We start from the raw sequence: 24,406 nt of genomic DNA on the forward strand, positions 1-24,406 counted from the left end.
GTCGCTGCTCAGGCGCTCTCGCGCACCATGTCGACGTGGGGGAGGCCGGCGTCGAGGAATTCGCCGCTGGCCACCTGGAAGCCTAGCCGCTCGTAGAAGGGAATGGCGTAGACCTGGGCGGTCAGCAACTGGCGTTGCAGGCCCTGGCTCTCCGCCTGCTCGATCGCGGCGCGCATCAGCAGGTCGCCGACCTTCAGGCCGCGCCAGTCCTTGAGGACCGACACCCGGCCGATGTGCCCGTCCGGCAGGAGGCGGGCGGTACCGATGGCGTAGTCGCCTTCGAAGGCCAGGAAATGCACGGCTTCGACATCCTCGGCGTCCCATTCGAGTTCCGGCGGGACCGATTGCTCGGCGATGAAGACCGCCTCGCGAATGCGCCGCAGATCGGCATTATCCTTCTGCCAGTCCGCGACGCGAACCCTGATCTTGCTACTCATCGGCAAACTCCAGACTGCCCTGTTTGATCAGTTCTCCGATGAGCTTACGCCCATCGTCGTCGGCCAGCCATTGGCCGAGATTCCCTTCATGCAGCGACTCCGCCGAGCACACCAGCTTGAGCAGGTCGCGCAGTTTTTCCGGCAGGACCACGGTCTGGCCGCTGGCGAACAGCAGCAGGCCGACGTCCACTTCGCTCCAGGCCATGCGGGCGCTGGGGTTGCGGATCAGTACTTCGCCGTCTTCGATGGCGGCGGTCAGGTCGTCTTCCTCGATTTCCTCGCCGGCCACCAGTTCCGGGTAGCGCGGCTCGGTCATGAACTGGCCGAACCAGGTGAGCAGCAGGCGCTCGTCGCTCATGTGCTCCTGCAGCAGGTTCTTCAGGCGATCGAGGGCGTCGCGCTGGATCTGGTGCTGGTCGAAGTCGCCTTTCATCGCTGCCATGCCGGCATCGCTGTAGCGCTCCTCGTCGGAGAGGAACTGGGCGAGGAAGTCGGTGAAGTGGGTCAGTACTTCGGCGGCGCTGGGCGCGCGGAAGCCGACCGAGTAGGTCATGCAGTCGTCTTCGGCGATGCCGTAGTGGGCCACACGCGGCGGCAGATAGAGCATGTCGCCGGGTTCCAGCACCCAGTCGGCGCTCTCTTCGAATTCGGCGAGGATGCGCAGGTCGGCGTGGGGCAGCATCGGGCTGCTGGCGTCGCAGGTCTGGCCGACTTTCCAGCGGCGGCGGCCGTGGCCCTGCAGCAGGAACACGTCGTAGTTGTCGAAGTGCGGACCAACGCCGCCGCCGGGGGCTGCGTAGCTGATCATCACGTCGTCGATACGCCAGCTGGGCAGGAACTTGAAGTGTTCCAGCAGTTCGGCGACTTCCGGGATGAACTGGTCGACGGCCTGCACCAGCAGGGTCCAGTCGCGCTCGGGCATCTGGCTGAAGGTGTCTTCCTGGAACGGGCCGCGGCGCAGCTCCCACGGGCTGTCGCCGTGTTCGAGGACGATGCGCGATTCGATCATCTCTTCCAGGGCGAGGCCAGCCAGTTCGTCAGGGTCCAGCGGGCTCTTGAAGTCGGGGATGGCCTGGCGCACCAGCAGAGGCTTTTTCTGCCAGTAGTCGCGGAGGAATTCTTCGGCGCTGATGCCGCCCAAAAGCTGAAGAGGAATAGCAGGATTCATCGTTAAGTCCTTGAAACAAAAACGCCCGGCACAGCCGGGCGTGCAAAGTCAGGGCGAATCTCAGATGCGCTTGGCCTGGGCGACAGCGTTACCGATGTAGTTCGCGGGGGTCAGTTTCTTCAGCTCGGCCTTGGCTTCTGCCGGCATGGCGAGGCCTTCGATGAACACCTGCAGGGCTTCGGCGCTGATGCCTTTGCCGCGGGTCAGTTCCTTGAGCTTCTCGTAGGGGTTCTCGATGCCGTAGCGGCGCATGACGGTCTGTACCGGCTCGGCCAGGACTTCCCAGCAGGCGTCCAGGTCGTCGGCGATGCGCGCGGCGTTCAGCTCCAGCTTGCCGATGCCCTTGAGGCTGGCTTCGTAGGCGATGACGCTGTGGGCGAAGCCGACGCCCAGGTTGCGCAGCACGGTGGAGTCGGTCAGGTCGCGCTGCCAGCGGGAGATCGGCAGCTTGCTGGCCAGGTGCTGAAGCAGGGCGTTGGCGATACCCAGGTTGCCTTCGGAGTTCTCGAAGTCGATCGGGTTGACCTTGTGCGGCATGGTCGAGGAGCCGATTTCGCCAGCGACGGTCTTCTGCTTGAAGTAACCCAGGGAGATGTAGCCCCAGATGTCGCGGTCGAAGTCGATGAGGATGGTGTTGAAGCGCGCTACGGCGTCGAACAGTTCGGCGATGTAGTCGTGCGGCTCGATCTGGGTGGTGTAGGGGTTCCAGTTCAGGCCGAGGTCGCCTTCGATGAATTCGCGGGCGTTGGCTTCCCAGTCCACTTGCGGGTAGGCCGACAGGTGGGCGTTGTAGTTGCCCACGGCGCCGTTGATCTTGCCGAGCAGCTCGACCGAAGCGACCTGCTTGATCTGGCGCTCCAGGCGGTAGACGACGTTGGCCAGTTCCTTGCCCAGGGTGGTCGGGGAGGCCGGCTGGCCGTGGGTGCGCGAGAGCATCGGCACGTCGGCGAACTTCACCGCGAGCTCGCGGATGGAGTCGGCGATCTGGCGCATCAGCGGCAGCAGCACGGTGTCACGGCCTTCGCGCAGCATCAGGGCGTGGGACAGGTTGTTGATGTCCTCGGAGGTGCAGGCGAAGTGGATGAACTCGCTGACCTTGGCCAGTTCCGGCAGCTTGGCGGCTTGTTCCTTGAGCAGGTATTCCACGGCCTTGACGTCGTGGTTGGTGGTGCGCTCGATGTCCTTGATGCGCTGCGCGTGCTCCAGCTGGAAGTCGTCGGCCAGCTGGTTGAGCAGGGCGTTGGCTTCGGCGGAGAAGGGCGCGACTTCAGGGACGCCGGCGTGGGCGGCGAGACGCTGGAGCCAGCGAACCTCCACCAGGACGCGGAAACGGATCAGGCCGTATTCGCTGAAAATCGGACGCAGGGCGCTGGTCTTGCTGCCGTAACGGCCGTCAACGGGGGATACCGCGGTAAGGGAGGAAAGCTGCATGGGGCGTTCTCGTAGCTGTCGGTCAACGAAAAGGGCGCACATCATACATGAATGGCGCGAACCGGTCGCCCTTGCGGCGACCGCATGAGCATGTTTCAGCCGCGCAGCAGGGGGCGCAGTTCGTTGAGCATTTTCTTCCGGCTGAACAGCATCTGCCAGCGGTTGCCGCCGAGCTGTCGCCACAGGCGCGCGGAGCGGATGCCGGCCAGCAGCAGGGCGCGGATGCGCGCGGCGTTGGCGTTGATCTGCAGGTGACGCATGTCGCCGTGCACCTGGATGCGCTGGCGGAAGGTGCTCAGGGTGTCCTGGTAGAGGCCGGCGCAGGAGGCGATGACGTTCTCGTGGACCAGGCCGAAGTGCTGCACCTGCTGTTGGATCTGATCCAGGCGGGTGCCCATGATGTCGAGCATGTCGGGGCGCTTGTTCAGCTGGCGTTCCAGGCCGATCAGCGACAGAGCGTAGCGCAGCGGCTCGCGCTGCAGGCTGTTGGGGTCGCGCTCCAGGGCGCTGACCAGTGCGCGGAAGCCCTCGCGCAGGTTGGCGGTGTCGCCGCCGTAGACATCAAGGGAGGTCTTCGGATCGCGCACCAGCAGGCTGCCGAGCATGCAGCCCAGCGGCGCTTCGGGGACTTGCCCGGTGCGGGCCAGGCGGTCTACCAGGGCGGCGGCTTCGAAGACGCCGGAGAGGGCGATGATCTGGTCGTGCAGATCGCTCATGGACGGTCCTTAGCGAACGCGGGTTCAGCGGATTCGATGACGCCGCCGCCGAGGCAGATTTCGCCGTCATAGAAGACGACGGACTGGCCCGGGGTGACGGCGCGCTGCGGCTCTTCGAAGACGGCGCGGTAGCCGTTCTCGGTACGCTCCAGCACGCAATCCTGGTCGGCCTGGCGGTAGCGCACCTTGGCGCGCAGCGCCTTGGGCTGCTCGAGGTCGATGGGGTTGACCCAGTAGATGTGCGAGGCGTGCAGGGCGCGGGAGAACAGCCACGGGTGATCGTTGCCCTGGCCGACGACCAGGACGTTGCGCACCAGATCCTTCTCCAGTACGTACCAGGGGCTGTCGTCGGCGTTCTTCAGGCCGCCGATGCCCAGGCCCTGGCGCTGGCCGATGGTGTGGTACATCAGGCCGACATGCTGGCCGATGATGGTGCCGTCGGTGGTCTCGATGTTGCCCGGCTGGGCCGGCAGGTACTGCTTGAGGAAGTCGCTGAAGCGGCGTTCGCCGATGAAGCAGATGCCGGTAGAGTCCTTCTTCTTCGCGGTGGCGAGGCCGTATTTCTCGGCGATGGCGCGGACTTCGGGCTTCTCCAGTTCGCCGACCGGGAACAGGGTCTTGCCGATCTGCTCGCCGCCCACGGCGTGGAGGAAGTAGCTCTGGTCCTTGTTCGGGTCGAGGCCCTTGAGCAGTTCGCTGCGGCCGTCGATGTCGCGGCGGCGCACGTAGTGACCGGTGGCGATCAGGTCGGCGCCCAGGGCGACGGCGTAGTCGAGGAAGGCTTTGAACTTGATTTCGCGGTTGCAGAGGATGTCCGGGTTCGGCGTGCGGCCGGCCTTGTATTCCTCGAGGAAGTGCTCGAAGACGTTGTCCCAGTATTCCGCGGCGAAGTTGGCGGTGTGCAGCTTGATGCCGATGCGGTCGCAGACGGCCTGGGCGTCGGCCAGGTCGGTCATGGCGGTGCAATATTCGGTGCCGTCGTCCTCTTCCCAGTTCTTCATGAACAGGCCTTCCACCTGGTAACCCTGTTCCTTGAGGAGGAGGGCTGAGACGGAGGAGTCCACGCCGCCGGACATGCCGACGATGACGCGGGTGTTCTGGGGGCTTTTCAGCGAGGAAGAGGTGAAATCAGACATGGTGGCGCATCACGGGTGCAGGTAAAGGCGGGGATTCTACCAGAGCCGAGCGGCAGAGGCTCGGAGCAGGTTCAGTCACGGATCAGGGCGAGGGGGAAGCTTTCGCCTGACAGGTAATCGTCGATGCAACGCAGCACCAGGTGGCTGCGCCAGCGATCGGGTTGTGCGGCCAGCTCTTCGCGGGTCATCCAGCGGGCGCCGAGAATGCCGTCGTCCAGCGCGCGCTCGGGGTGGTGGCGCAGCGGGCGGGCGGCGAAGCATACGCGCTGATAGGTCACGCCGTTGCTCGGTGCGGTGTACAGATAGATGCCGGTGACAGCAGTCAGCTCCACGTCCCAGCCGGTTTCCTCGAGGGTTTCGCGCACGGCGGCCTCGGGCAGGGTTTCGTTGGCTTCCAGGTGGCCGGCGGGTTGGTTGAAGACCTGCTTTTTGTCAGCGGACATTTCTTCCACCAGCAGGAAGCGGCCCTGGTCTTCGATGATGGTGGCGACGGTGACGTGTGCTAGCCAGCGCATGGTTGCGGTCTCGTGGGGGTGAAAGGGTGCGGCGCGAGTTTAACGTGGTGGGGCGCAGAAAGCAGAACCCCCGGGAAGGCCCGGGGGTTCTGGTGTCACACGAAGTGGCTTACGTCAGTGCGTCGATCGCGGCGTTGAAGGTCGCGCTCGGGCGCATGACCTTGCTGGTCAGCTCCGCGTCGGAACGGTAGTAGCCACCGATTTCCGCCGGCTTGCCCTGTACGCCGTTGAGTTCGGCGACGATGGCCGCTTCCTTCTCGGTCAGGGTCTTGGCCAGGGCGGCGAAGTGAGCCTTCAGCTCGGCGTCGTCGTTCTGCTCGGCCAGGGCCTGGGCCCAGTACATSGCCAGGTAGAAGTGGCTGCCGCGGTTGTCGATSTCRCCGAYCTTGCGCGACGGCGACTTGTTGTTGTCGAGCAGCTTGCCGGTGGCGATGTCCAGGGTCTTGCCCAGCACCTTGGCCTTGGCGTTGTCGGTCTTGATGCCTTCTTCCTCGAAGGAGACCGCCAGGGCCAGGAACTCGCCCAGGGAATCCCAGCGCAGGTAGTTCTCTTCCACCAGCTGCTGTACGTGTTTCGGAGCCGAGCCGCCGGCACCGGTTTCGTACATGCCGCCGCCCGCCATCAGCGGAACGATGGAGAGCATCTTGGCCGAGGTGCCCAGTTCCATGATCGGGAACAGGTCGGTCAGGTAGTCGCGCAGGACGTTGCCGGTCACCGAGATGGTGTCCAGGCCGCGCAGCTGACGCTCCATGCTGGTGCGGATGGCTTCGTTGTAACCCTTGACGCTGATGTCCAGGCCGGTCAGATCGTGGTCTTTCAGGTACAGCTCGACCTTCTTGCGCAGCTCGTTATCGTGGGCGCGTTCCGGGTCCAGCCAGAAGATGGCCGGGGTGTTGGAGGCGCGGGCACGGGTGACGGCCAGCTTGACCCAGTCACGGATCGGGGCGTCCTTGGTCTGGCAGGCGCGCCAGATGTCGCCGGCCTGTACTTCGTGCTGCATCAGGACCTTGCCGTCGGCATCGACGACGCGCATTACGCCGTCAGCTTCCAGTTCGAAGGTCTTGTCGTGGGAGCCGTATTCCTCGGCCTTCTGCGCCATCAGGCCGACGTTCGGTACGCTGCCCATGGTGGTCGGGTCGAACGCGCCGTTGGTTTTGCAGAAGTTGATCATTTCCTGGTAGATGCGGGCGTAGGTGCTTTCCGGCATTACCGCTTTGGTGTCTTTCTGCTTGCCGTCCTTGCCCCACATCTGACCCGAGTTGCGGATCATGGCCGGCATGGAGGCGTCGACGATCACGTCGCTGGGGATGTGCAGGTTGGTGATGCCCTTGACCGAGTCGACCATCGCCATTTCCGGGCGGTGGCTGTACACCTCGTGGATGTCGTGCAGGATTTCTTCCTGCTGCGAGGCCGGCAGCGACTTGATCTTGTCGTAGACGCTGGAGATGCCGTTGTTCGGGTTCACACCGAGCTCTTCGAACAGCTCGCCGTACTTCTCGAACACGTCCTTGTAGTAGACGGTGACAGCGTGGCCGAAGACGATCGGGTGGGAGATCTTCATCATGGTGGCCTTGACGTGCAGGGACCACATGACGCCGGTTTCCTTGCAGTCCTGCAGGGTCTTCTCGAAGAAGGCGCGCAGTTTGCTGCAGCTCATGAACATGCTGTCGAGGACTTCTCCGTCCTGCATCTTCAGGGTCTTCTTGGTCTCGACCTTGCCGTCCTTGCCGACGAACTCGATGCGGACTTCACCGGCTTTCGGGATGGTGACCGACTGCTCGCTGGAGAAGAAGTCGCCGCCGCGCATGTAGTCGGCGTGGGAGCGCGAAGCCATGCTCCACTTGCCCATGCTGTGCGGGTGCTTGCGGGCGTAGGCTTTTACGGCGGCCGGGGCGCGGCGGTCGGAGTTGCCTTCGCGCAGGACCGGGTTCACGGCGCTGCCCAGGACCTTGGCGTAGCGGGCGCGGGTGTCTTTCTCGGCGTCGGTCTGCGGGTCTTCCGGGAAGTCCGGAACGGCGTAGCCCAGCTTCTGCAGCTCGGCGATGGCGCCCTTGAGTTGCGGTACCGAAGCGGAAATGTTCGGCAGCTTGATGATGTTGGCTTTGGCGTCGGTGGCCAGTACGGCCAGGTAGGCCAGATCGTCTTCGATCGCCTTGTCGCCGAGCTGGTCAGCGAAGGAGGCCAGGATACGGCCCGAAAGAGAGATGTCGCGGGTCTCGACGTCGATGCCGGCGGAGGCGGCAAAGGCTTTTACGATAGGAAGAAGCGAATAGGTGGCAAGGGCGGGTGCTTCGTCGGTGAAGGTGTAGGTGATCTTCGAGCGGATGGACATCTCGTTCTAACTCTCTTCTTTGCTGGGCGCGCACAGAGTCTCGAATCGCGTTGGTACACGCTTGCGGTCAGCGAAGTGGTTGACCGACCTTCGAGATTTGCCGCGGGGATATTGGGGCGCCAGTAGAGCGTTGTACGGCGGGATCCTGGTGAGGACGTGCGCCGCTGCGAGGAGAGAGTCTGGTCCCAGACTGCTCGGACCTCGATGACCATTAAGTCATGCCGGCCAGTATACCACCCTAAAGGCAGGGTGATGCGTGCGCCTTTTTTAGACTAAGGAATGATGTAGTTCGATGATCGACTTGTGAGCTACCCTCTGTGGCTGCAATCGGTTTCAACCAAAAAGCGGAGTTCAGCATGGGATACCAAAAGATCCAGGTGCCGGCCGGTGACAAAATCACCGTCAACGCCGATATGTCCTTGAATGTACCGAAGAACCCGATCATCCCCTTCATCGAGGGCGATGGCATTGGCGTGGATATCAGCCCGGTCATGATCAAGGTCGTCGACGCTGCCGTCGAGAAAGCCTACAAGGGCGACCGCAAGATCGCATGGATGGAAGTCTACGCCGGCGAGAAAGCCACCCAGGTCTACGACCAGGACACCTGGCTGCCCCAGGAGACCCTGGATGCCGTTCGCGATTACGTCGTGTCCATCAAGGGCCCGCTGACCACCCCGGTGGGCGGTGGCATCCGCTCGCTGAACGTAGCCCTGCGCCAGCAGCTCGACCTTTACGTCTGCCTGCGCCCTGTGCGCTGGTTCGAGGGCGTCCCCAGCCCGGTGAAGAAGCCCGGCGACGTGGACATGGTGATCTTCCGTGAGAACTCCGAAGACATCTATGCCGGCGTCGAGTGGAAGGCCGGCTCGCCCGAAGCGCAGAAAGTCATCAAGTTCCTCACCGAGGAAATGGGCGTCAAGAAGATCCGCTTCACCAACGACTGCGGCATCGGCATCAAGCCGGTCTCCCAGGAAGGCACCAAGCGCCTGGTGCGCAAGGCCCTGCAGTACGCCGTGGACAATGACCGCAGCTCGGTCACCATCGTCCACAAGGGCAACATCATGAAATTCACCGAGGGCGCGTTCAAGGACTGGGGCTACGAAGTGGCCCGTGACGAGTTCGGCGCCCAGTTGCTCGACGGCGGCCCGTGGATGCAGTTCAAGAACCCGGCTACCGGCAAGAATATCGTGGTGAAGGACGTGATCGCCGATGCCATGCTACAGCAGATCCTGCTGCGCCCGGCCGAGTACGACGTGATCGCCACGCTCAACCTGAACGGTGACTACTTGTCCGACGCCCTGGCGGCGGAAGTGGGCGGTATCGGCATCGCACCCGGCGCCAACCTGTCCGACTCGGTGGCGATGTTCGAGGCGACCCACGGCACCGCGCCCAAGTACGCCGGCCTGGACAAGGTCAACCCAGGCTCGGTGATCCTCTCCGCCGAGATGATGCTGCGCCACATGGGCTGGCCGGAAGCGGCCGACCTGATCATCGACGGGGTGAATGGCGCCATCGCTGCCAAGACCGTGACCTACGACTTCGAGCGCCTGATGGATGGCGCCAAGCTGCTGTCGTGCTCCGAGTTCGGCGACGCGATCATCGCCAAGATGTAACCGGGTACGTCGCGCATGAAAAAGGCCGACATACTGCCGGCCTTTTTCGTTGTGTCTGATCCGTGGGAATCAGGCTTCCGCCGTGAGGTTATGTACCTCGCTGCTCGTGGCAGTCTGTGCGGGTTGGGTGGACGCATTGGCGTTGACGGCCTGGATGTTTACWGCATGCAACCCCTTCGGACCTTGCAGGATCTCGAAGCTGACGGGCTGGCCGGCCTTGAGTGTCTTGTAGCCATCCATCTGGATTGCCGAGTAGTGAGCAAACAGGTCTTCGTCTCGGCCGTCAGCCAGGATGAAACCGTAGCCCTTGGCGTTGTTGAACCACTTGACCTTACCGCTGAGCATGCTGATATCCCTCTGCAAAGGACTCCATTGCTGGAGTATCATCCACTACTATTCCGTTACAGTCTTTTTATAGAGACCGGCGTCCGGAACTCCTGATACCCTCCGGGGGGTATCCTTTGGTTGTAACACCCTTTCGCCGTTAGTCAAGGCGGCGTCGTCCGGGCCTGAGAGCCGTTTCAAACTCCAGTCGGCCCCCACTCATTCACCCACTCGCAAAGCTTTATTCCAGCATGCATGCAAGTAGCCAGATTCGACTAACATTCAATCAGGACCGCCCGGATCCATTGGAGGACGAAGGCGCGGGACTCGCGGTCGAGGAGGCCAAGCCGGCCCTGAAGCCACCGTCCCTGTATCGGGTCATCATGTTCAACGATGATTACACCCCGATGGATTTCGTGGTTGAGGTGCTCGAGGTGTACTTCAACATGAACCGTGAGCAGGCAACCAAGGTCATGTTGACTGTGCATACCCAAGGCAAGGCGAATTGCGGGAGCTTTACCCGCGATGTCGCGGAAACCAAAGCCATGCAGGTCAATCAATATGCGAGGGAGAGCCAACATCCACTGTTGTGCGAAATTGAGATAGAAGGTTGATGCGGATGTTTGGGAGCGAGGTGAAATCATGTTGAATCGAGAGCTCGAAGTCACCCTCAATCTCGCCTTCAAGGAGGCGCGGGCGAAGCGGCATGAGTTCATGACCGTTGAGCACTTGCTGTTGGCGCTTCTTGATAACGAAGCGGCCGCGACGGTCCTGAGGGCGTGCGGTGCGAATCTGGACAAGCTGCGGCGCGACCTGCAGGAGTTCATCGATTCCACTACGCCGCTGATCCCCCAGCACGACGAGGATCGCGAGACCCAGCCAACCCTGGGCTTCCAGCGCGTCCTGCAGCGTGCGGTATTCCACGTGCAGAGTTCCGGCAAGCGCGAAGTCACCGGCGCCAATGTGCTGGTCGCAATCTTCAGCGAGCAGGAAAGCCAGGCGGTGTTCCTGCTCAAGCAGCAGAGCGTTGCGCGGATCGACGTGGTCAACTACATCGCCCATGGCATCTCCAAGGTGCCGGGGCATGCCGAGCATCAGGAAAGCGAACAGGAGATGCAGGACGAGGAGGGTGGCGAGTCTTCCACCTCCAACCATCCCCTGGATGCCTACGCCAGCAACCTGAACGACCTGGCGCGCCAGGGTCGTATCGACCCGCTGGTCGGTCGCGAGTCCGAGGTTGAGCGCGTCGCGCAGATCCTCGCTCGTCGGCGCAAGAACAACCCGCTGCTGGTCGGCGAGGCCGGCGTGGGCAAGACCGCCATCGCCGAAGGGCTGGCCAAGCGCATCGTCGACGGCCAGGTGCCGGACCTGCTGTCCGACAGCGTCGTCTATTCCCTGGATCTGGGCGCGCTGCTGGCGGGCACCAAGTACCGCGGCGACTTCGAGAAGCGCTTCAAGGCGCTGCTCAACGAGCTGCGCAAGCGCCCGCATGCGGTGCTGTTCATCGACGAAATCCACACCATCATCGGTGCCGGTGCTGCGTCGGGCGGGGTTATGGATGCGTCCAACCTGCTCAAGCCGCTGCTGTCGTCCGGTGAAATTCGCTGCATCGGCTCGACGACCTTCCAGGAATTCCGCGGCATCTTCGAGAAGGATCGCGCGCTGGCCCGACGCTTCCAGAAGGTCGACGTCACCGAGCCGTCCGTCGAGGACACCTTCGGCATCCTCAAGGGTCTGAAGCCGCGCTTCGAGCAGCACCACCACATCGAGTACAGCGATGAAGCGCTGCGCGCCGCCGCCGAGCTGGCCGCCCGCTACATCAATGATCGGCACATGCCGGACAAGGCCATCGACGTGATCGACGAGGCCGGTGCCTATCAGCGCCTGCAGCCGGAAGAGAAGCGCGTGAAGCGCATCGAAGTGCCGCAGGTCGAGGACATCGTCGCGAAAATCGCGCGGATCCCGCCCAAGCACGTCTCCAGTTCCGACAAGGAGCTGCTGCGCAACCTGGAGCGCGACCTGAAGCTGACCGTATTCGGTCAGGCGGCGGCCATCGAGTCGCTGTCCACCGCGATCAAGCTGTCGCGCGCCGGCCTCAAGTCGCCGGACAAGCCGGTCGGCTCCTTCCTGTTCTCCGGTCCGACCGGGGTGGGCAAGACCGAGGTGGCACGTCAGCTGGCCAAGGCGTTGGGGGTTGAGCTGGTGCGCTTCGACATGTCCGAGTACATGGAGCGGCATACCGTGTCCCGTCTGATCGGTGCGCCTCCGGGCTACGTCGGTTTCGACCAGGGCGGCCTGCTGACCGAGGCGATCACCAAGACGCCGCACTGCGTGCTGCTGCTGGATGAGATCGAGAAGGCGCACCCGGAAGTCTTCAACCTGCTGCTGCAGGTGATGGACCACGGCACCCTGACCGACAACAACGGGCGCAAGGCGGATTTCCGCAACGTCATCCTGATCATGACCACCAACGCTGGCGCGGAAACCGCGGCGCGGGCCTCCATCGGCTTCACGCAGCAGGACCACTCCACCGATGCCATGGAAGTGATCAAGAAGAGCTTCACTCCGGAGTTCCGCAACCGTCTGGACACCATCATCCAGTTCGGCCGCCTGAGTCACGAGACCATCAAGAGCATCGTCGACAAGTTCCTCACCGAGCTGCAGGCGCAGCTGGAGGACAAGCACGTGCAGATCGAGGTCAGCGACACTGCGCGCGGTTGGCTGGCGGACAAGGGCTACGATCCGCAGATGGGCGCTCGCCCGATGGCGCGGCTCATCCAGGACAAGATCAAGCGGCCGCTGGCCGAAGAGATCCTGTTCGGCGAGCTGGCCGAGCACGGTGGTGTGGCCCATGTGGACCTGAAGGATGGCGAACTGGCCTTCGAGTTCGAGGTGATCGCCGCAGAACCGGCCTGACGCTCATAAATCAGGCGCAAACGAAAACGCCCGGCAGTGCCGGGCGTTTTTCTGTGTGCCGGTTTCTACCGGCACCTACCGTCTGTCAGCGAGCGCGGTAGGTGATGCGACCCTTGGAGAGGTCGTAGGGCGTCAGTTCAACGCGAACTTTGTCGCCGGTCAGGATGCGGATGTAATTCTTGCGCATCTTCCCGGAGATGTGCGCGGTAACGACGTGCCCGTTCTCCAACTCCACGCGGAACATGGTGTTGGGCAGGGTGTCGACGACAGTGCCTTCCATTTCGAAGCTGTCTTCTTTCGACATGCAGTAGAACCCTCGGTATCTAAGATTGCCTGAAGTGTTTCAGGCCATTAAAAAAGGCACATAGTGTGCCTGAAATTGCCCCGCAACGCCAATGGGTGTTTTCGCTTCAGCTCAGTGCCACCCAGCGCTGGTTCACGAAAAGCTCGATGGGGCGGTATTGGGTCTTGTAGTTCATCTTCCGGCAGTTCTTGATCCAGTAACCCAGATAGACGGCGTGCAGGCCCAGGCGCTCGGTCTCGGCGACCTGCCAGAGAATGGCGAAGCGCCCGAGGCTGCGGCGCTCCTCGTCCGGGTCGTAGAAGGTATAGACGGCGGACAGGCCGTWGGSCAGGACGTCGGTGACTGCCACGGCCAGCAGGCGGCCCTGCAGGCGGAACTCGAAGAAGCAGCTGAACGGCAGGTCGCGCACCAGGAAGGTGGCGAACTGGTCGCGGCTGGGCGGATACATGTCCCCATCGGCATGGCGCTGCTCGATGTAGCGCATGTATAGGGCGTAGTACTCCTCGGTGAAGGCGGGGCGCTTGCGGATCACTTCCAGGTCGGCATTGCGCTTGATGATGCGCTTCTGCTGGCGGCTGGGCTGGAAGCCGGCGGCCGGGATGCGCGCAGGAATGCAGGCGGTGCAGTGCTGGCAGTGCGGCCGGTAGAGGTGTTCGCCGCTGCGCCGGAAGCCGACCTCGGACAGCGAGGCATACAACTGTGCGTCCATGGGCTGGCTGGGATCTAGGAACAGGGTGGTCGCCTGTTCTTCGGGCAGATAGCTGCACGGATGCGGTTGTGTGGCGTAAAACTTCAGGCGGGCGAGCTCGGTCATCTTCAACCCCTGCGAGGTCCCTCAGGCAAGTTTAAGACAGGCTGGGCAGGTCCGCTTGCGAAGTCCAGTCCTGCGAGGGTGTTTCGTCGAGATGACGGCGCAGGTAGCTGGCGAATTCGCCGCGGGAAATGGCGCGGGCGCCGAAGCTGTGCAGGTGCTGTGTCGGCATCTGGCAGTCGATCAGCACGAAGCCGGCGGCCTTCAGGCGCTGCACCAGGCCGACGAAGGCGACCTTGGATGCGTTGTCGGCGCGGCTGAACATGGATTCGCCGAAGAACAGGCGGCCAATGGTCAATCCATAGAGCCCGCCGACCAGCTCATCGCCCAGCCAGGCTTCCGCGGAGTGGGCGATGCCCAGGCGGTGCAGCTGGCAGTAAGCGTCCTGCATCGGCGTGGTGATCCAGGTGCCGTCGGCATAGTCGCGCGGGCCGGCGCAGCCCTGGATGACCTGGGTGAAGGCCTGGTCGATGGTGACCCGGTATTGCTGCTGACGGATGAACTTGGCGAGGCTGCGGGAGACATGCAGCTCGTCGGGGAACAGTACGGTGCGTGGGTCGGGCGACCACCAGAGGATCGGCTGGCCATCCTGGTACCAGGGGAAGCAGCCATGGCGGTAGGCCTGGATCAACCGCTGCGGATTGAGGTCGCCACCGGCCGCAAGCAGGCCGTTGGGCTCATGCAGAGCCTTTTCCAGGGGTGGAAAGTCGAAATTGCTGCGGGAAAGCCACTTGAGCATAGGGAGGAGGGGAGGGCGAGCCTCCCCTTTGGCCGATCAGTTGTCGTCGAGGAACTTTTCAGCGTCCAGCGCGGCCATGCAGCCGGCGCCGGCCGAGGTGATCGCCTGGCGGTAGACGTGGTCGGCCACGTCGCCGGCAGCGAAGACGCCGTCGATGCTGGTCAGGGTCGCGTTGCCTTCGGCGCCGCCCTTGATCTTCAGGTAGCCGTCATGCATCTCCAGCTGGCCCTTGAACAGGTCGGTGTTGGGCTTGTGGCCGATGGCGATGAACACGCCGGACAGGTCAAGCTGGCGAGTCTCGCCGCTTTCAGCGTCCTTCAGGCGAACGCCAATCACGCCCATGTTGTCGCCCAGGACTTCGTCCAGAGTGGTGTTCCAGTGCAGGCGCACGTTGCCGTTCTTCGCCTTCTCGAACAGCTTGTCCTGGAGGATCTTCTCCGAACGCAGCTTGTCGCGGCGGTGGATCAGGTGGACTTCCTTGGCGATGTTCGACAGGTACAGCGCTTCTTCCACGGCAGTGTTGCCGCCGCCGACCACGCAGACCACCTGGTTGCGGTAGAAGAAGCCGTCACAGGTCGCGCAGGCGGAAACGCCCTTGCCCATGAAGGCCTCTTCCGACGACATGCCCAGGTACTGGGCAGAGGCGCCGGTGGCGATGATCAGTGCGTCGCAGGTGTAGGTGCTGCTGTCGCCTTTGAGGGTGAAGGGCTTCTGCTGCAACTCGGCGGTGTGGATGTGGTCGTAGACGATCTCGGTATCGAAACGCTTGGCGTGCTGCTCCATGCGCTGCATCAGGGCCGGACCGGTCAGGCCTTCCACGTCGCCGGGCCAGTTGTCGACTTCGGTGGTGGTGGTCAGCTGGCCGCCGGGCTGGATGCCGGTGATGACAACAGGCTTGAGGTTGGCGCGCGCGGCGTACACGGCCGCGGTGTAGCCCGCGGGGCCGGAGCCCAGGATGATCAGGCGCGAATGCTTGACTTCACTCATAAAAAGACTCCATAAGCCTTTGTCACGTAAGAAAATGCATGCTCCAATTGAGCAGCCGCAAAGCGGTGTTGGGCTATGCTACACCGAACGCCGGAAAGCCGGCAAAAGCGCAGTCGAGCACGGCCGGGCTCGCTGGCATCGGCCGGCCAAAGCCGTACAATAGGCCCGTTTCGCGGCCCAACGACTCTCGAAAAGCGCGCTTAGCGCAGGAATAGAAGCGTTTTGAAGGACACCACAGCAAGCCATGCCGCCGCCTGGCGTCAGCAATTGCACTACCGTCTGAAGGAAGGGGCCCTGATCGCGCTCGGCGCGCTCTGCCTTTACCTGTGGATGGCGCTGCTCACCTACGATTCCTCCGATCCGGGCTGGAGCCACTCCAGCCACGTCGAGCAGGTGCAGAACGCGGCTGGCCGCCTGGGCGCGCTCAGCGCCGACATCCTGTTCATGGTGCTGGGCTACTTCGCCTACCTGTTCCCGTTGCTGCTGGCCGTGAAGACCTACCAGGTCTTCCGCAAGCGCCACATGCCCTGGGAGTGGAGCGGCTGGCTGTTTTCCTGGCGCCTGATCGGCCTGGTGTTCCTGGTGCTGTCCGGCTCGGCGCTGGCCTATATCCATTTCCACACCACCGGCAGCCACATGCCGGCCACGGCCGGCGGCGCGCTGGGCGAGAGCCTGGGCCAGCTGGGCATCAATGCGTTGAACGTGCAGGGCAGCACGCTGTTGTTCCTGGCGCTGTTCCTGTTCGGCATGACGGTGTTCGCCGACCTGTCCTGGTTCAAGGTGATGGACGTCACCGGCAAGATCACCCTCGACCTGTTCGAACTCATCCATAACGCCACCAACCGCTGGTGGAGCGCCCGCAGCGAGCACAAGCAACTGGTCGCCCAGCTGCGCGAAGTAGACGAGCGCGTGGCCGAAGTTGCCGGGCCCATCGTTGCCGACCGCCGCGAGCAGGCCAAGGTCAAGGAACGCCTGATCGAGCGCGAGGAAGCGCTGGTCAAGAGCGTGCAGGAGCGCGAGAAGCGCGTGGCGCCGAAGATCGACGTCCCGCCGCCGCCCACCAAACCGGCCGAGCCGAGCAAGCGCGTGCTGAAAGAGAAGCAGGCGCCGCTGTTCGTCGATACGGCCGTGGAAGGCACGCTGCCGCCGCTGTCGATCCTCGACCCGGCTTCCGAGAAGAAACAGAGCTACTCGCCGGAATCCCTGGAGGCCATGTCGCGCCTGCTGGAGATCAAGCTCAAGGAGTTCGGTGTCGAAGTCATTGTCGAGTCCGTGCATCCGGGCCCGGTGATCACCCGTTTCGAGATCCAGCCGGCTGCCGGCGTGAAGGTCAGCCGCATTTCCAACCTGGCCAAGGACCTGGCGCGTTCGCTGGCGGTGATCAGCGTGCGCGTGGTGGAAGTCATCCCCGGCAAGACCACCGTCGGCATCGAGATTCCCAACGAAGACCGGCAGATGGTGCGCTTCTCCGAAGTGCTGATGACGCCGGAATACGACGAACACAAGTCCACCGTGCCGCTGGCCCTGGGCCATGACATCGGCGGCAATCCGGTCATCACTGACCTGGCGAAGATGCCGCACCTGCTGGTGGCCGGTACCACCGGTTCCGGTAAGTCGGTGGGCGTGAACGCCATGCTGCTGTCGATCCTGTTCAAATCCACGCCGGAAGAGGCGCGGCTGATCATGATCGACCCGAAGATGCTGGAACTGTCGATCTACGAAGGCATTCCGCACCTGCTCTGCCCGGTGGTCACCGACATGAAGGAGGCCGCCAACGCGCTGCGCTGGAGCGTCGCCGAGATGGAACGCCGCTACAAGCTGATGGCGGCCATGGGCGTGCGTAACCTCGCCGGCTTCAACCGCAAGGTGAAGGACGCGGAGGAGGCCGGCACGCCGCTGACCGACCCGCTGTACCGTCGCGAGAGCATGGAAGACGAAGCGCCGCTGCTGCAGACCCTGCCGACCATCGTGGTAGTGGTCGACGAATTTGCCGACATGATGATGATCGTCGGCAAGAAGGTTGAAGAACTGATCGCCCGTATCGCCCAGAAAGCGCGTGCGGCGGGCATCCACCTGATCCTGGCAACCCAGCGTCCATCCGTGGACGTGATCACCGGCCTGATCAAGGCGAACATCCCGACCCGTATCGCCTTCCAGGTGTCCAGCAAGATCGACTCGCGCACCATCCTGGATCAGGGTGGCGCCGAGCAACTGCTGGGCCACGGTGACATGCTCTACCTGCCGCCGGGCACCGGCCTGCCGATTCGCGTCCATGGCGCTTTCGTCTCCGACGATGAGGTACACCGCGTCGTCGAGGCGTGGAAGCTGCGTGGTGCACCGAACTACATCGAGGACATCCTCGCCGGCGCCGAAGAAGGCGGTGGCGGGTCGTTCGAAGGTGGCGGTGGCGGCGAAGGCGGCGAGGGCAGCGAGGATGATCCGCTCTACGACGAGGCCGTGCGCTTCGTCACCGAAAGCCGCCGGGCCTCCATCTCTGCCGTACAGCGCAAGCTGAAGATCGGCTACAACCGCGCCGCGCGGATGATCGAGGCGATGGAGATGGCCGGCGTGGTCACCCCGATGAATACCAATGGCTCGCGCGAAGTAATGGCGCCGGCCCCGATCCGTGATTGATTCGACTTCGAGGATTTCGATGCGTCTGATCCGCCTGTTGTTCGTAGCTGCACTGGCTGTTGCCGGCGTCCAGGCCCATGCCGACGAGGCTGCCGCCCAGCGCCTGAGCGGGATGCTCACCAAGGCCCAGACCATGACTGCGCGCTTTTCCCAGCTGACCCTGGACGGCAGTGGTACCCGTCTGCAGGAAACCGCCGGCAACCTGGCGCTGAAGCGTCCGGGCCTGTTCCGCTGGCACACCGATGCACCGAATGAGCAGCTGCTGATCTCCAATGGCGAGAAGATCTGGCTGTACGACCCGGACCTGGAGCAGGTGACCATCCAGAAGCTCGACCAGCGCCTGACCCAGACCCCGGCGCTGCTGCTCTCCGGCGATGTGTCGAAGATCGGCCAGAGCTTCGACATCAGCGCCAAGGATGGTGGCAATGTGGTCGATTTCACCCTCAAGCCGAAGTCCAAGGACACCCTGTTCGACAGCCTGCGGATTTCCTTCCGCAGCGGCGTGGTGAACGACATGCAGCTGATCGACAGCGTCGGCCAGCGTACCAACATCCTGTTCTTCGACGTGAAGATGAACGAGGCGATGGACGCCAAGCAGTTCGTCTTCGAAGTGCCCAAGGGCGTCGACGTCATCCAGGAATGATCGGCGCCCGGCGCCTGCTTTAAGTAATAGGTAAGACAGTGGATCTGTTCCGCTCCGCCCCCGTTTCCCAGCCCCTGGCCGCGCGCCTGCGCGCGACCAGCCTGGACGAGTACGTCGGCCAGGAGCACCTGCTCGCCCGCGGCAAGCCGCTGCGCGAAGCCCTGGAGCAGGGGGCGCTGCACTCGATGATCTTCTGGGGCCCGCCCGGTGTCGGCAAGACCACCCTGGCGAAGCTGCTGGCCCAGGTCACCGACGCGCACTTCGAGACCATCTCGGCGGTGCTTTCCGGCGTGAAGGAAATCCGCCAGTCGGTGGAAGTCGCCAAGCAGCACGCCGCGCAGTACGGCCGCCGGACCATCCTCTTCGTCGATGAAGTGCACCGCTTCAACAAGAGCCAGCAGGATGCCTTCCTGCCCTATGTGGAAGACGGCACACTGATCTTCATCGGCGCGACCACCGAGAACCCGTCCTTCGAGCTGAACAACGCGCTGCTTTCCCGTGCCCGTGTCTATGTGCTGAAAAGCCTCGACGAAGCGGCCCTGCGCCGGCTGGTCGAGCGTGCTCTGACCGAAGAGAAGGGCTTGGGCAAGCGCAACCTGAGCCTGCCCGACGACAGTTTCGCCATCCTCATGGCCGCTGCCGACGGTGATGGCCGGCGTCTGCTCAACCTGCTGGAGAACGCTTCGGATCTTGCCGAGGACAACAGCGAAATCAGCGCCGAGCTGCTGCAGAACCTGCTGGGCGACTCGCGCCGGCGTTTCGACAAGGGCGGCGAAGCCTTCTACGACCAGATCAGCGCGCTGCACAAGTCGGTGCGCGGTTCCAGTCCCGACGGCGCGCTTTACTGGTATTCGCGCATGCTCGATGGCGGCTGCGATCCGTTGTACATCGCCCGTCGCGTAGTGCGCATGGCCAGCGAGGACATCGGCAACGCCGATCCGCGCGCCCTGACCCTGTGCCTGCACGCCTGGGACGTACAGGAGCGCCTCGGTAGTCCCGAGGGTGAGCTGGCGATTGCGCAGGCTATCGTTTACCTGGCTTGCGCGCCGAAGAGTAATGCCGTCTACAACGCCTACAACACGGCGCGCCGGGATGTGGCGGAGAGCGGTTCGCTGGAAGTGCCGCTGCATTTGCGCAACGCACCGACCAAGCTGATGAAGAACCTGGGTTATGGCGACGAGTACCGCTATGCCCATGATGAGCCGGATGCCTATGCGGCTGGAGAAGACTACTTCCCCGAGTCGATGGAACCGCGCCAGTATTACCAACCCGTGCCGCGCGGGCTCGAACTGAAGATTGGCGAGAAGCTGCGCCACCTGGCCAGCCTCGACAAGGCCAGTGCCCGCCGTCGCAGAAAATCCTGAAGTGGCGCCCGCGAGCGCCGCCTGACACTAGACACGAGAACACACCATGCTCGATTCCAAACTGGTTCGTACCCAGCCGCAGGAAGTGGCCGAACGCCTGGCCGCCCGTGGCTTCACCCTGGACGTGGCGCGCATCGAAGCGCTGGAGAGCCAGCGTAAATCCGTGCAGACCCGCACCGAGACCCTGCAGGCCGAGCGCAACTCGCGCTCCAAGGCCATCGGTCAGGCCATGAAGAATGGTGAGGATGTCGCGCCGCYGAAGGCCGAGGTCAACCGCATGGCCGAGGAGCTGGATTCCGGCAAGCGCGAGCTGGACGCCATCCAGGTCGAGCTGGACAGCCTGCTGCTGAACATCCCGAACCTGCCGCACGAGTCCGTGCCGGTTGGCGCCGATGAGGAAGACAACGTCGAAGTCCGTCGCTGGGGCACCCCGCGCGCCTTCGATTTCGAAATCAAGGACCACGTCGCCCTGGGCGAGCAGCACGGCTGGCTCGACTTCGAGACCGCCGCGCGGCTGTCCGGCGCCCGCTTCGCCCTGATGCGCGGCCCGATCGCCCGCCTGCACCGCGCCCTGGCGCAGTTCATGATCGACCTGCACACCCGCGAGCACGGCTACGAAGAGGCCTACACCCCGTACCTGGTGCAGGCTCCGGCGCTGCAAGGCACCGGCCAGCTGCCGAAGTTCGAGGAAGACCTGTTCAAGATCCAGCGCGAAGACGAAGCGGATCTGTACCTGATCCCGACCGCCGAAGTCTCGCTGACCAACATCGTTGCCGGGCAGATCCTCGATGCGAAGGAACTGCCGATGAAGTTCGTCGCCCACACTCCCTGCTTCCGCAGCGAGGCCGGTGCGTCGGGCCGTGACACCCGCGGCATGATCCGCCAGCACCAGTTCGACAAGGTCGAGATGGTGCAGATCGTCGAGCCGTCGAAATCCTGGGAAGCCCTGGAAAGCCTGGTTGGCAACGCCGAGAAGGTCCTCCAGGCCCTGGAGCTGCCATACCGCGCCCTGGCGCTGTGCACTGGCGACATGGGCTTCGGCGCCGCCAAGACCTATGACCTGGAAGTCTGGGTACCGAGCCAGGACAAGTACCGCGAGATTTCCTCCTGCTCCAACTGCGGCGACTTCCAGGCCCGCCGCATGCAGGCGCGCTACCGCAACCCGGAAACCGGCAAGCCGGAGCTGGTGCACACTCTCAACGGCTCGGGCCTGGCCGTGGGCCGCACCCTGGTCGCCGTGCTGGAGAACTACCAGCAGGCCGACGGTTCGATCCGTGTACCCGATGTGCTCAAGCCGTATATGGCGGGCATCGAGGTAATCGGCTGAGATGGACTTCCTGCCGCTGTTCCACATCCTGCGCGGACGTCGCGCGCTACTGGTCGGCGGCGGTGATGTCGCACTGCGCAAGGCGCGCCTGCTGAGCGACGCAGGTGCAGTGCTGCGCGTCGTGGCTCCGGAGGTGCATTCCGAGCTGCGCGAGCTGGTCGAGGAGGGCGCGGGCGAACTGCTGCTGCGCCCTTACGCCCAGGGTGATCTGCAGGATTGCGTTCTGGTCATCGCTGCCACGGATGACGAGCCGCTCAATGCTCAGGTGTCCCGCGACGCCAACGAGCGTGGCGTGCCGGTCAATGTGGTCGATGCGCCGGTCCTGTGCAGCGTGATTTTTCCGGCCATCGTCGATCGTTCGCCGCTGGTGGTCGCAGTTTCCAGCGGCGGCGACGCGCCGGTGCTGGCCCGCCTGCTGCGCGCCAAACTGGAAACCTGGATTCCCGCGACCTACGGCCAGTTGGCCGGCCTTGCCAGCCGCTTCCGCGAACGCGTGAAGCAGCGTCTGCCGGACCTGCAGCAGCGTCGCAAATTCTGGGAGGAAGTGTTCCAGGGTCCGGTCGCCGAGCGCATGCTCGCCGGCCAGCCGAGCGAAGCCGAGCGCCTGCTGGCGGACAAGCTGGAAGCGCCGCAGGCCGAGTCCCGCGGTGAGGTCTATCTGGTCGGCGCCGGTCCGGGTGATCCTGACCTGCTGACGTTCCGCGCCCTGCGCCTGATGCAGCAGGCCGACGTGGTGCTCTACGACCGCCTCGTTGCGCCGGCCATTCTTGAGCTGTGCCGCCGCGATGCGGACCGACTCTATGTCGGCAAGCGTCGCGCGGACCACGCCGTGCCGCAGGACGAAATCAATCGCAAGCTGGTCGAACTGGCCCTGCAAGGCAAGCGCGTGCTGCGCCTGAAGGGCGGCGATCCGTTCATCTTCGGCCGCGGTGGCGAGGAGATCGACGAGCTGGCGGCCAATGGCATTCCCTTCCAGGTTGTGCCGGGGATCACCGCAGCCAGTGGCTGCGCGGCTTACGCCGGGATTCCGCTGACCCATCGCGATTACGCGCAGTCCGTACGTTTCGTGACTGGCCATCTGAAAGACGGCAGCACCGACCTGCCGTGGAACGATCTGGTTGCCCCCGGGCAGACCCTGGTGTTCTACATGGGCCTGGTCGGCCTGCCGGTCATTTGCGAGCAACTGGTGCGCCACGGTCGTTCTGCCGATACACCGGCGGCTCTCGTGCAGCAGGGCACCACGGTGCATCAACGCGTGTTCACCGGCACCCTGGCTAATCTGCCGGAGCTTGTGGCCGAGCACGAAGTGCATGCACCGACCCTGGTGATTGTCGGGGAAGTGGTGCAGTTGCGCGAAAAACTGGCGTGGTTCGAGGGGCAGCAGTGAGAGCCTTGCGCGTTGCGATTCTGGGTGCTGCCTGCGCCTTGGGTTGCTTCGCCGTGCCGGTTTCGGCGGCCAGTTTCGACTGCAAGAAGGCCAAGCAGGCTGACGAGAAAGCCATCTGCGCGGATCGCCAACTGTCCGAGATGGATGTGCAGGTGGCGACGACCTACCGCCTGCTGCGCGGCCTGTTTGCCATGGGCATGCGCGGCAACCTGGGCGACTCCCAGCTCGCCTGGCTGGAACAGCGCCGTGCCTGCGGCGCCAACAAGGCCTGCCTCAGGCAGCGTTACCAGGAACGCCTGGATGCACTGCAGAAGGTCTACGACGGCATCGACAAGCCGATCTGACCGACTTTCGTAGGAGCGAGCTTGCTCGCGAACCGGTTGATGCGGGAGCTCCCGAGGAAGCCCGTTCGCGAGCAAGCTCGCTCCTACAGATTCAGCGGGTTGCCGCCCTACCGAGATGGTTCAGAGCCTGTGGTAGGAGCGGATTTATCCGCGATTTCCGGCGCTGCGGATGGCTATCGCGGACGGAGTCCGCTCCTACGTCACGTCAGGCTTTACGCGCGATGCCTTGACCCGGCAGATGCTCCCGCCCGTGCGCCCCGGTGAAGTCCTGCAGCGGCCCCAGCGGTACGATGCCGGTCGGGTTGATGGTGCGGTGGCTGGCGTAGTAGTGGTTCTTGATGTGCTGGAAGTCCACGGTCCCGGCAACGCCCTCAAGCTGATACAGCTCGCGCAGCCAGCCGGACAGGTTCGGGTAGTCCGCCAGGCGCCGCAGGTTGCACTTGAAGTGACCGTGGTAGACCGCATCGAAGCGAATCAGCGTGGTAAACAGGCGCACGTCGGCTTCGGTGAGGTATTCACCGGTCAGGTAGCGCTGCTTGTCCAGGCGTTCTTCCAGCCAGTCCAGTTCATTGAACAGTGTCTTGAAGGCCTCTTCGTAGGCCTCCTGCGTCGTCGCGAAACCGGCGCGGTACACGCCGTTGTTCACGGCCGGGTAGATGCGCTCGTTCAGCTCGTCGATCTGTGCGCGCAGCGGCTCGGGGTAGAGGTCCAGCGTGTTGCCGGTGATGCCATCGAAGGCGCTGTTGAACATGCGGATGATCTCCGCCGATTCGTTGCTGACGATGCGCTGCTCGTGCTTGTCCCACAGCAGCGGCACGGTCACGCGGCCGGTGTAGTTCGCATCGTCTTTGGTATAGCGCTGGTGAAGGAAGGTCAGGCCGTCGAGCTTGTCGCCGGTGGAGCCGAGCGCCTTGTCGAAGGTCCAGCCGTTCTCCAGCATCAGCCAGCTGACCACCGAGACGTCGATCAACGATTCCAGGCCCTTGAGCTGGCGGTAGATCAGCGTGCGGTGGGCCCAGGGGCAGGCCAGGGATACATAGAGGTGATAGCGGCCGGCTTCGGCACGGAAGCCGCCCTCGCCGGTGGGGCCAGGCTGGCCGTCGGCGGTGATCCAGTTGCGGCGCTGCGCGTTTTCGCGCTGGAAGCGGCCGTCCTTGCTGGTGTCATACCACTGGTCATGCCAGCGGCCATCGATCAACTGTCCCATCTCAGTGCTCCAGAAAACGGGGGAGATGGGACCAGTCTATCGGCTGTGGCTCGATTGTTTAGCGCAAAAACAGG

General features: G+C 63.7%; 22 protein-coding genes. 9 read left to right on the forward strand and 13 right to left on the reverse strand.

The window, feature by feature from the left end; genetic code table 11:
• Positions 1-8: 8 nt before the first annotated feature.
• From QO207_RS23940 to QO207_RS23970, 7 genes are all read right to left on the reverse strand, one after another.
• Positions 9-437 (reverse strand): GNAT family N-acetyltransferase, encoded by a 429-nt coding sequence (locus QO207_RS23940; RefSeq protein ID WP_017517103.1) that lies wholly within the window; start codon positions 435-437, stop codon positions 9-11.
• On the reverse strand, positions 430-1,605 hold the full coding sequence (locus tag QO207_RS23945) for a cupin domain-containing protein (RefSeq protein WP_138215500.1): 1,176 nt from the start codon (positions 1,603-1,605) through the stop codon (positions 430-432). Before QO207_RS23945 ends, QO207_RS23940 begins: the two co-directional genes overlap by 8 nt.
• 60 nt (positions 1,606-1,665) lie before the next feature.
• Entirely contained in the window at positions 1,666-3,036 is a 1,371-nt protein-coding gene (gene purB / locus QO207_RS23950; RefSeq protein ID WP_301534764.1) for an adenylosuccinate lyase, read from the reverse strand.
• 95 nt (positions 3,037-3,131) lie between these two features.
• A complete protein-coding gene (hflD, locus tag QO207_RS23955; protein WP_301534765.1) occupies positions 3,132-3,752 on the reverse strand; it encodes a high frequency lysogenization protein HflD in 621 nt (206 codons plus the stop codon).
• On the reverse strand, positions 3,749-4,888 hold the full coding sequence (gene mnmA, locus QO207_RS23960) for a tRNA 2-thiouridine(34) synthase MnmA (RefSeq protein ID WP_301534766.1): 1,140 nt from the start codon (positions 4,886-4,888) through the stop codon (positions 3,749-3,751). The genes hflD and mnmA overlap by 4 nt, the downstream gene beginning before the upstream one ends.
• Before the next feature lie 71 nt (positions 4,889-4,959).
• Positions 4,960-5,403 (reverse strand): NUDIX hydrolase, encoded by a 444-nt coding sequence (locus tag QO207_RS23965; protein ID WP_301534767.1) that lies wholly within the window; start codon positions 5,401-5,403, stop codon positions 4,960-4,962.
• 109 nt (positions 5,404-5,512) lie between these two features.
• Complete coding sequence (locus QO207_RS23970) at positions 5,513-7,735, reverse strand: NADP-dependent isocitrate dehydrogenase (RefSeq protein ID WP_301534768.1); 2,223 nt, start codon at positions 7,733-7,735, stop codon at positions 5,513-5,515.
• 356 nt (positions 7,736-8,091) lie between these two features.
• Between QO207_RS23970 and icd the strand changes: the two genes are divergently transcribed.
• Positions 8,092-9,345: an NADP-dependent isocitrate dehydrogenase gene (gene icd, locus QO207_RS23975; protein WP_184597021.1), complete on the forward strand. Its 1,254-nt coding sequence runs from the start codon at positions 8,092-8,094 to the stop codon at positions 9,343-9,345.
• A gap of 69 nt (positions 9,346-9,414) precedes the next feature.
• Here icd and cspD read toward each other — a convergent pair whose 3' ends face one another.
• Positions 9,415-9,690, reverse strand: coding sequence for a cold shock domain-containing protein CspD (cspD, locus tag QO207_RS23980; protein ID WP_301534769.1), 276 nt, complete (start codon positions 9,688-9,690; stop codon positions 9,415-9,417).
• A 230-nt stretch (positions 9,691-9,920) separates the two neighbouring features.
• Between cspD and clpS the strand changes: the two genes are divergently transcribed.
• Entirely contained in the window at positions 9,921-10,283 is a 363-nt protein-coding gene (gene clpS / locus QO207_RS23985) for an ATP-dependent Clp protease adapter ClpS (protein WP_301534770.1), read from the forward strand.
• Positions 10,284-10,311: 28 nt separating this feature from the next.
• Complete coding sequence (clpA, locus tag QO207_RS23990) at positions 10,312-12,585, forward strand: ATP-dependent Clp protease ATP-binding subunit ClpA (protein WP_301534771.1); 2,274 nt, start codon at positions 10,312-10,314, stop codon at positions 12,583-12,585.
• A gap of 85 nt (positions 12,586-12,670) precedes the next feature.
• Here clpA and infA read toward each other — a convergent pair whose 3' ends face one another.
• From infA to trxB, 4 genes are all read right to left on the reverse strand, one after another.
• Positions 12,671-12,889 carry a translation initiation factor IF-1 gene (gene infA, locus QO207_RS23995; protein ID WP_002553999.1) on the reverse strand — a complete coding sequence of 73 codons (219 nt, stop codon included), beginning with the start codon at positions 12,887-12,889 and terminating at the stop codon, positions 12,671-12,673.
• Positions 12,890-12,995: 106 nt separating this feature from the next.
• Positions 12,996-13,703, reverse strand: coding sequence for an arginyltransferase (locus QO207_RS24000; RefSeq protein ID WP_301534772.1), 708 nt, complete (start codon positions 13,701-13,703; stop codon positions 12,996-12,998).
• Between the two features lie 31 nt (positions 13,704-13,734).
• Positions 13,735-14,439 carry a leucyl/phenylalanyl-tRNA--protein transferase gene (gene aat / locus QO207_RS24005; protein WP_301534773.1) on the reverse strand — a complete coding sequence of 235 codons (705 nt, stop codon included), beginning with the start codon at positions 14,437-14,439 and terminating at the stop codon, positions 13,735-13,737.
• 36 nt (positions 14,440-14,475) lie between these two features.
• Entirely contained in the window at positions 14,476-15,426 is a 951-nt protein-coding gene (gene trxB / locus QO207_RS24010; RefSeq protein ID WP_301534774.1) for a thioredoxin-disulfide reductase, read from the reverse strand.
• Between the two features lie 222 nt (positions 15,427-15,648).
• Here trxB and ftsK point away from each other — a divergent pair, with 222 nt between their 5' ends.
• The 6 genes from ftsK to QO207_RS24040 are packed head-to-tail and all read left to right on the forward strand — an operon-like array spanning position 15,649 to position 23,125.
• Positions 15,649-18,060, forward strand: a complete 2,412-nt coding sequence (gene ftsK, locus QO207_RS24015) for a DNA translocase FtsK (protein ID WP_301534775.1) — start codon at positions 15,649-15,651, stop codon at positions 18,058-18,060.
• 19 nt (positions 18,061-18,079) lie between these two features.
• Positions 18,080-18,703 carry an outer membrane lipoprotein chaperone LolA gene (gene lolA, locus QO207_RS24020; RefSeq protein ID WP_301534776.1) on the forward strand — a complete coding sequence of 208 codons (624 nt, stop codon included), beginning with the start codon at positions 18,080-18,082 and terminating at the stop codon, positions 18,701-18,703.
• A 38-nt stretch (positions 18,704-18,741) separates the two neighbouring features.
• Entirely contained in the window at positions 18,742-20,067 is a 1,326-nt protein-coding gene (locus tag QO207_RS24025; protein ID WP_301534777.1) for a replication-associated recombination protein A, read from the forward strand.
• Between the two features lie 46 nt (positions 20,068-20,113).
• A complete protein-coding gene (gene serS, locus QO207_RS24030) occupies positions 20,114-21,394 on the forward strand; it encodes a serine--tRNA ligase (protein ID WP_301534778.1) in 1,281 nt (426 codons plus the stop codon).
• 1 nt (position 21,395) lies between these two features.
• Positions 21,396-22,781, forward strand: coding sequence for a siroheme synthase CysG (cysG, locus tag QO207_RS24035; protein WP_301534779.1), 1,386 nt, complete (start codon positions 21,396-21,398; stop codon positions 22,779-22,781).
• The gene (locus QO207_RS24040; protein ID WP_301534780.1) at positions 22,778-23,125 is read left to right on the forward strand and encodes a lysozyme inhibitor LprI family protein; all 348 of its coding nucleotides are present in this window, start codon (positions 22,778-22,780) and stop codon (positions 23,123-23,125) included. Before cysG ends, QO207_RS24040 begins: the two co-directional genes overlap by 4 nt.
• Positions 23,126-23,330: 205 nt before the next feature.
• Here QO207_RS24040 and QO207_RS24045 read toward each other — a convergent pair whose 3' ends face one another.
• Positions 23,331-24,332, reverse strand: coding sequence for a glutathione S-transferase family protein (locus QO207_RS24045; protein WP_301534781.1), 1,002 nt, complete (start codon positions 24,330-24,332; stop codon positions 23,331-23,333).
• Positions 24,333-24,406: the final 74 nt, after the last annotated feature.

Source organism: Pseudomonas sp. CAN1, assembly GCF_030462585.1.
GTDB lineage: Bacteria > Pseudomonadota > Gammaproteobacteria > Pseudomonadales > Pseudomonadaceae > Pseudomonas.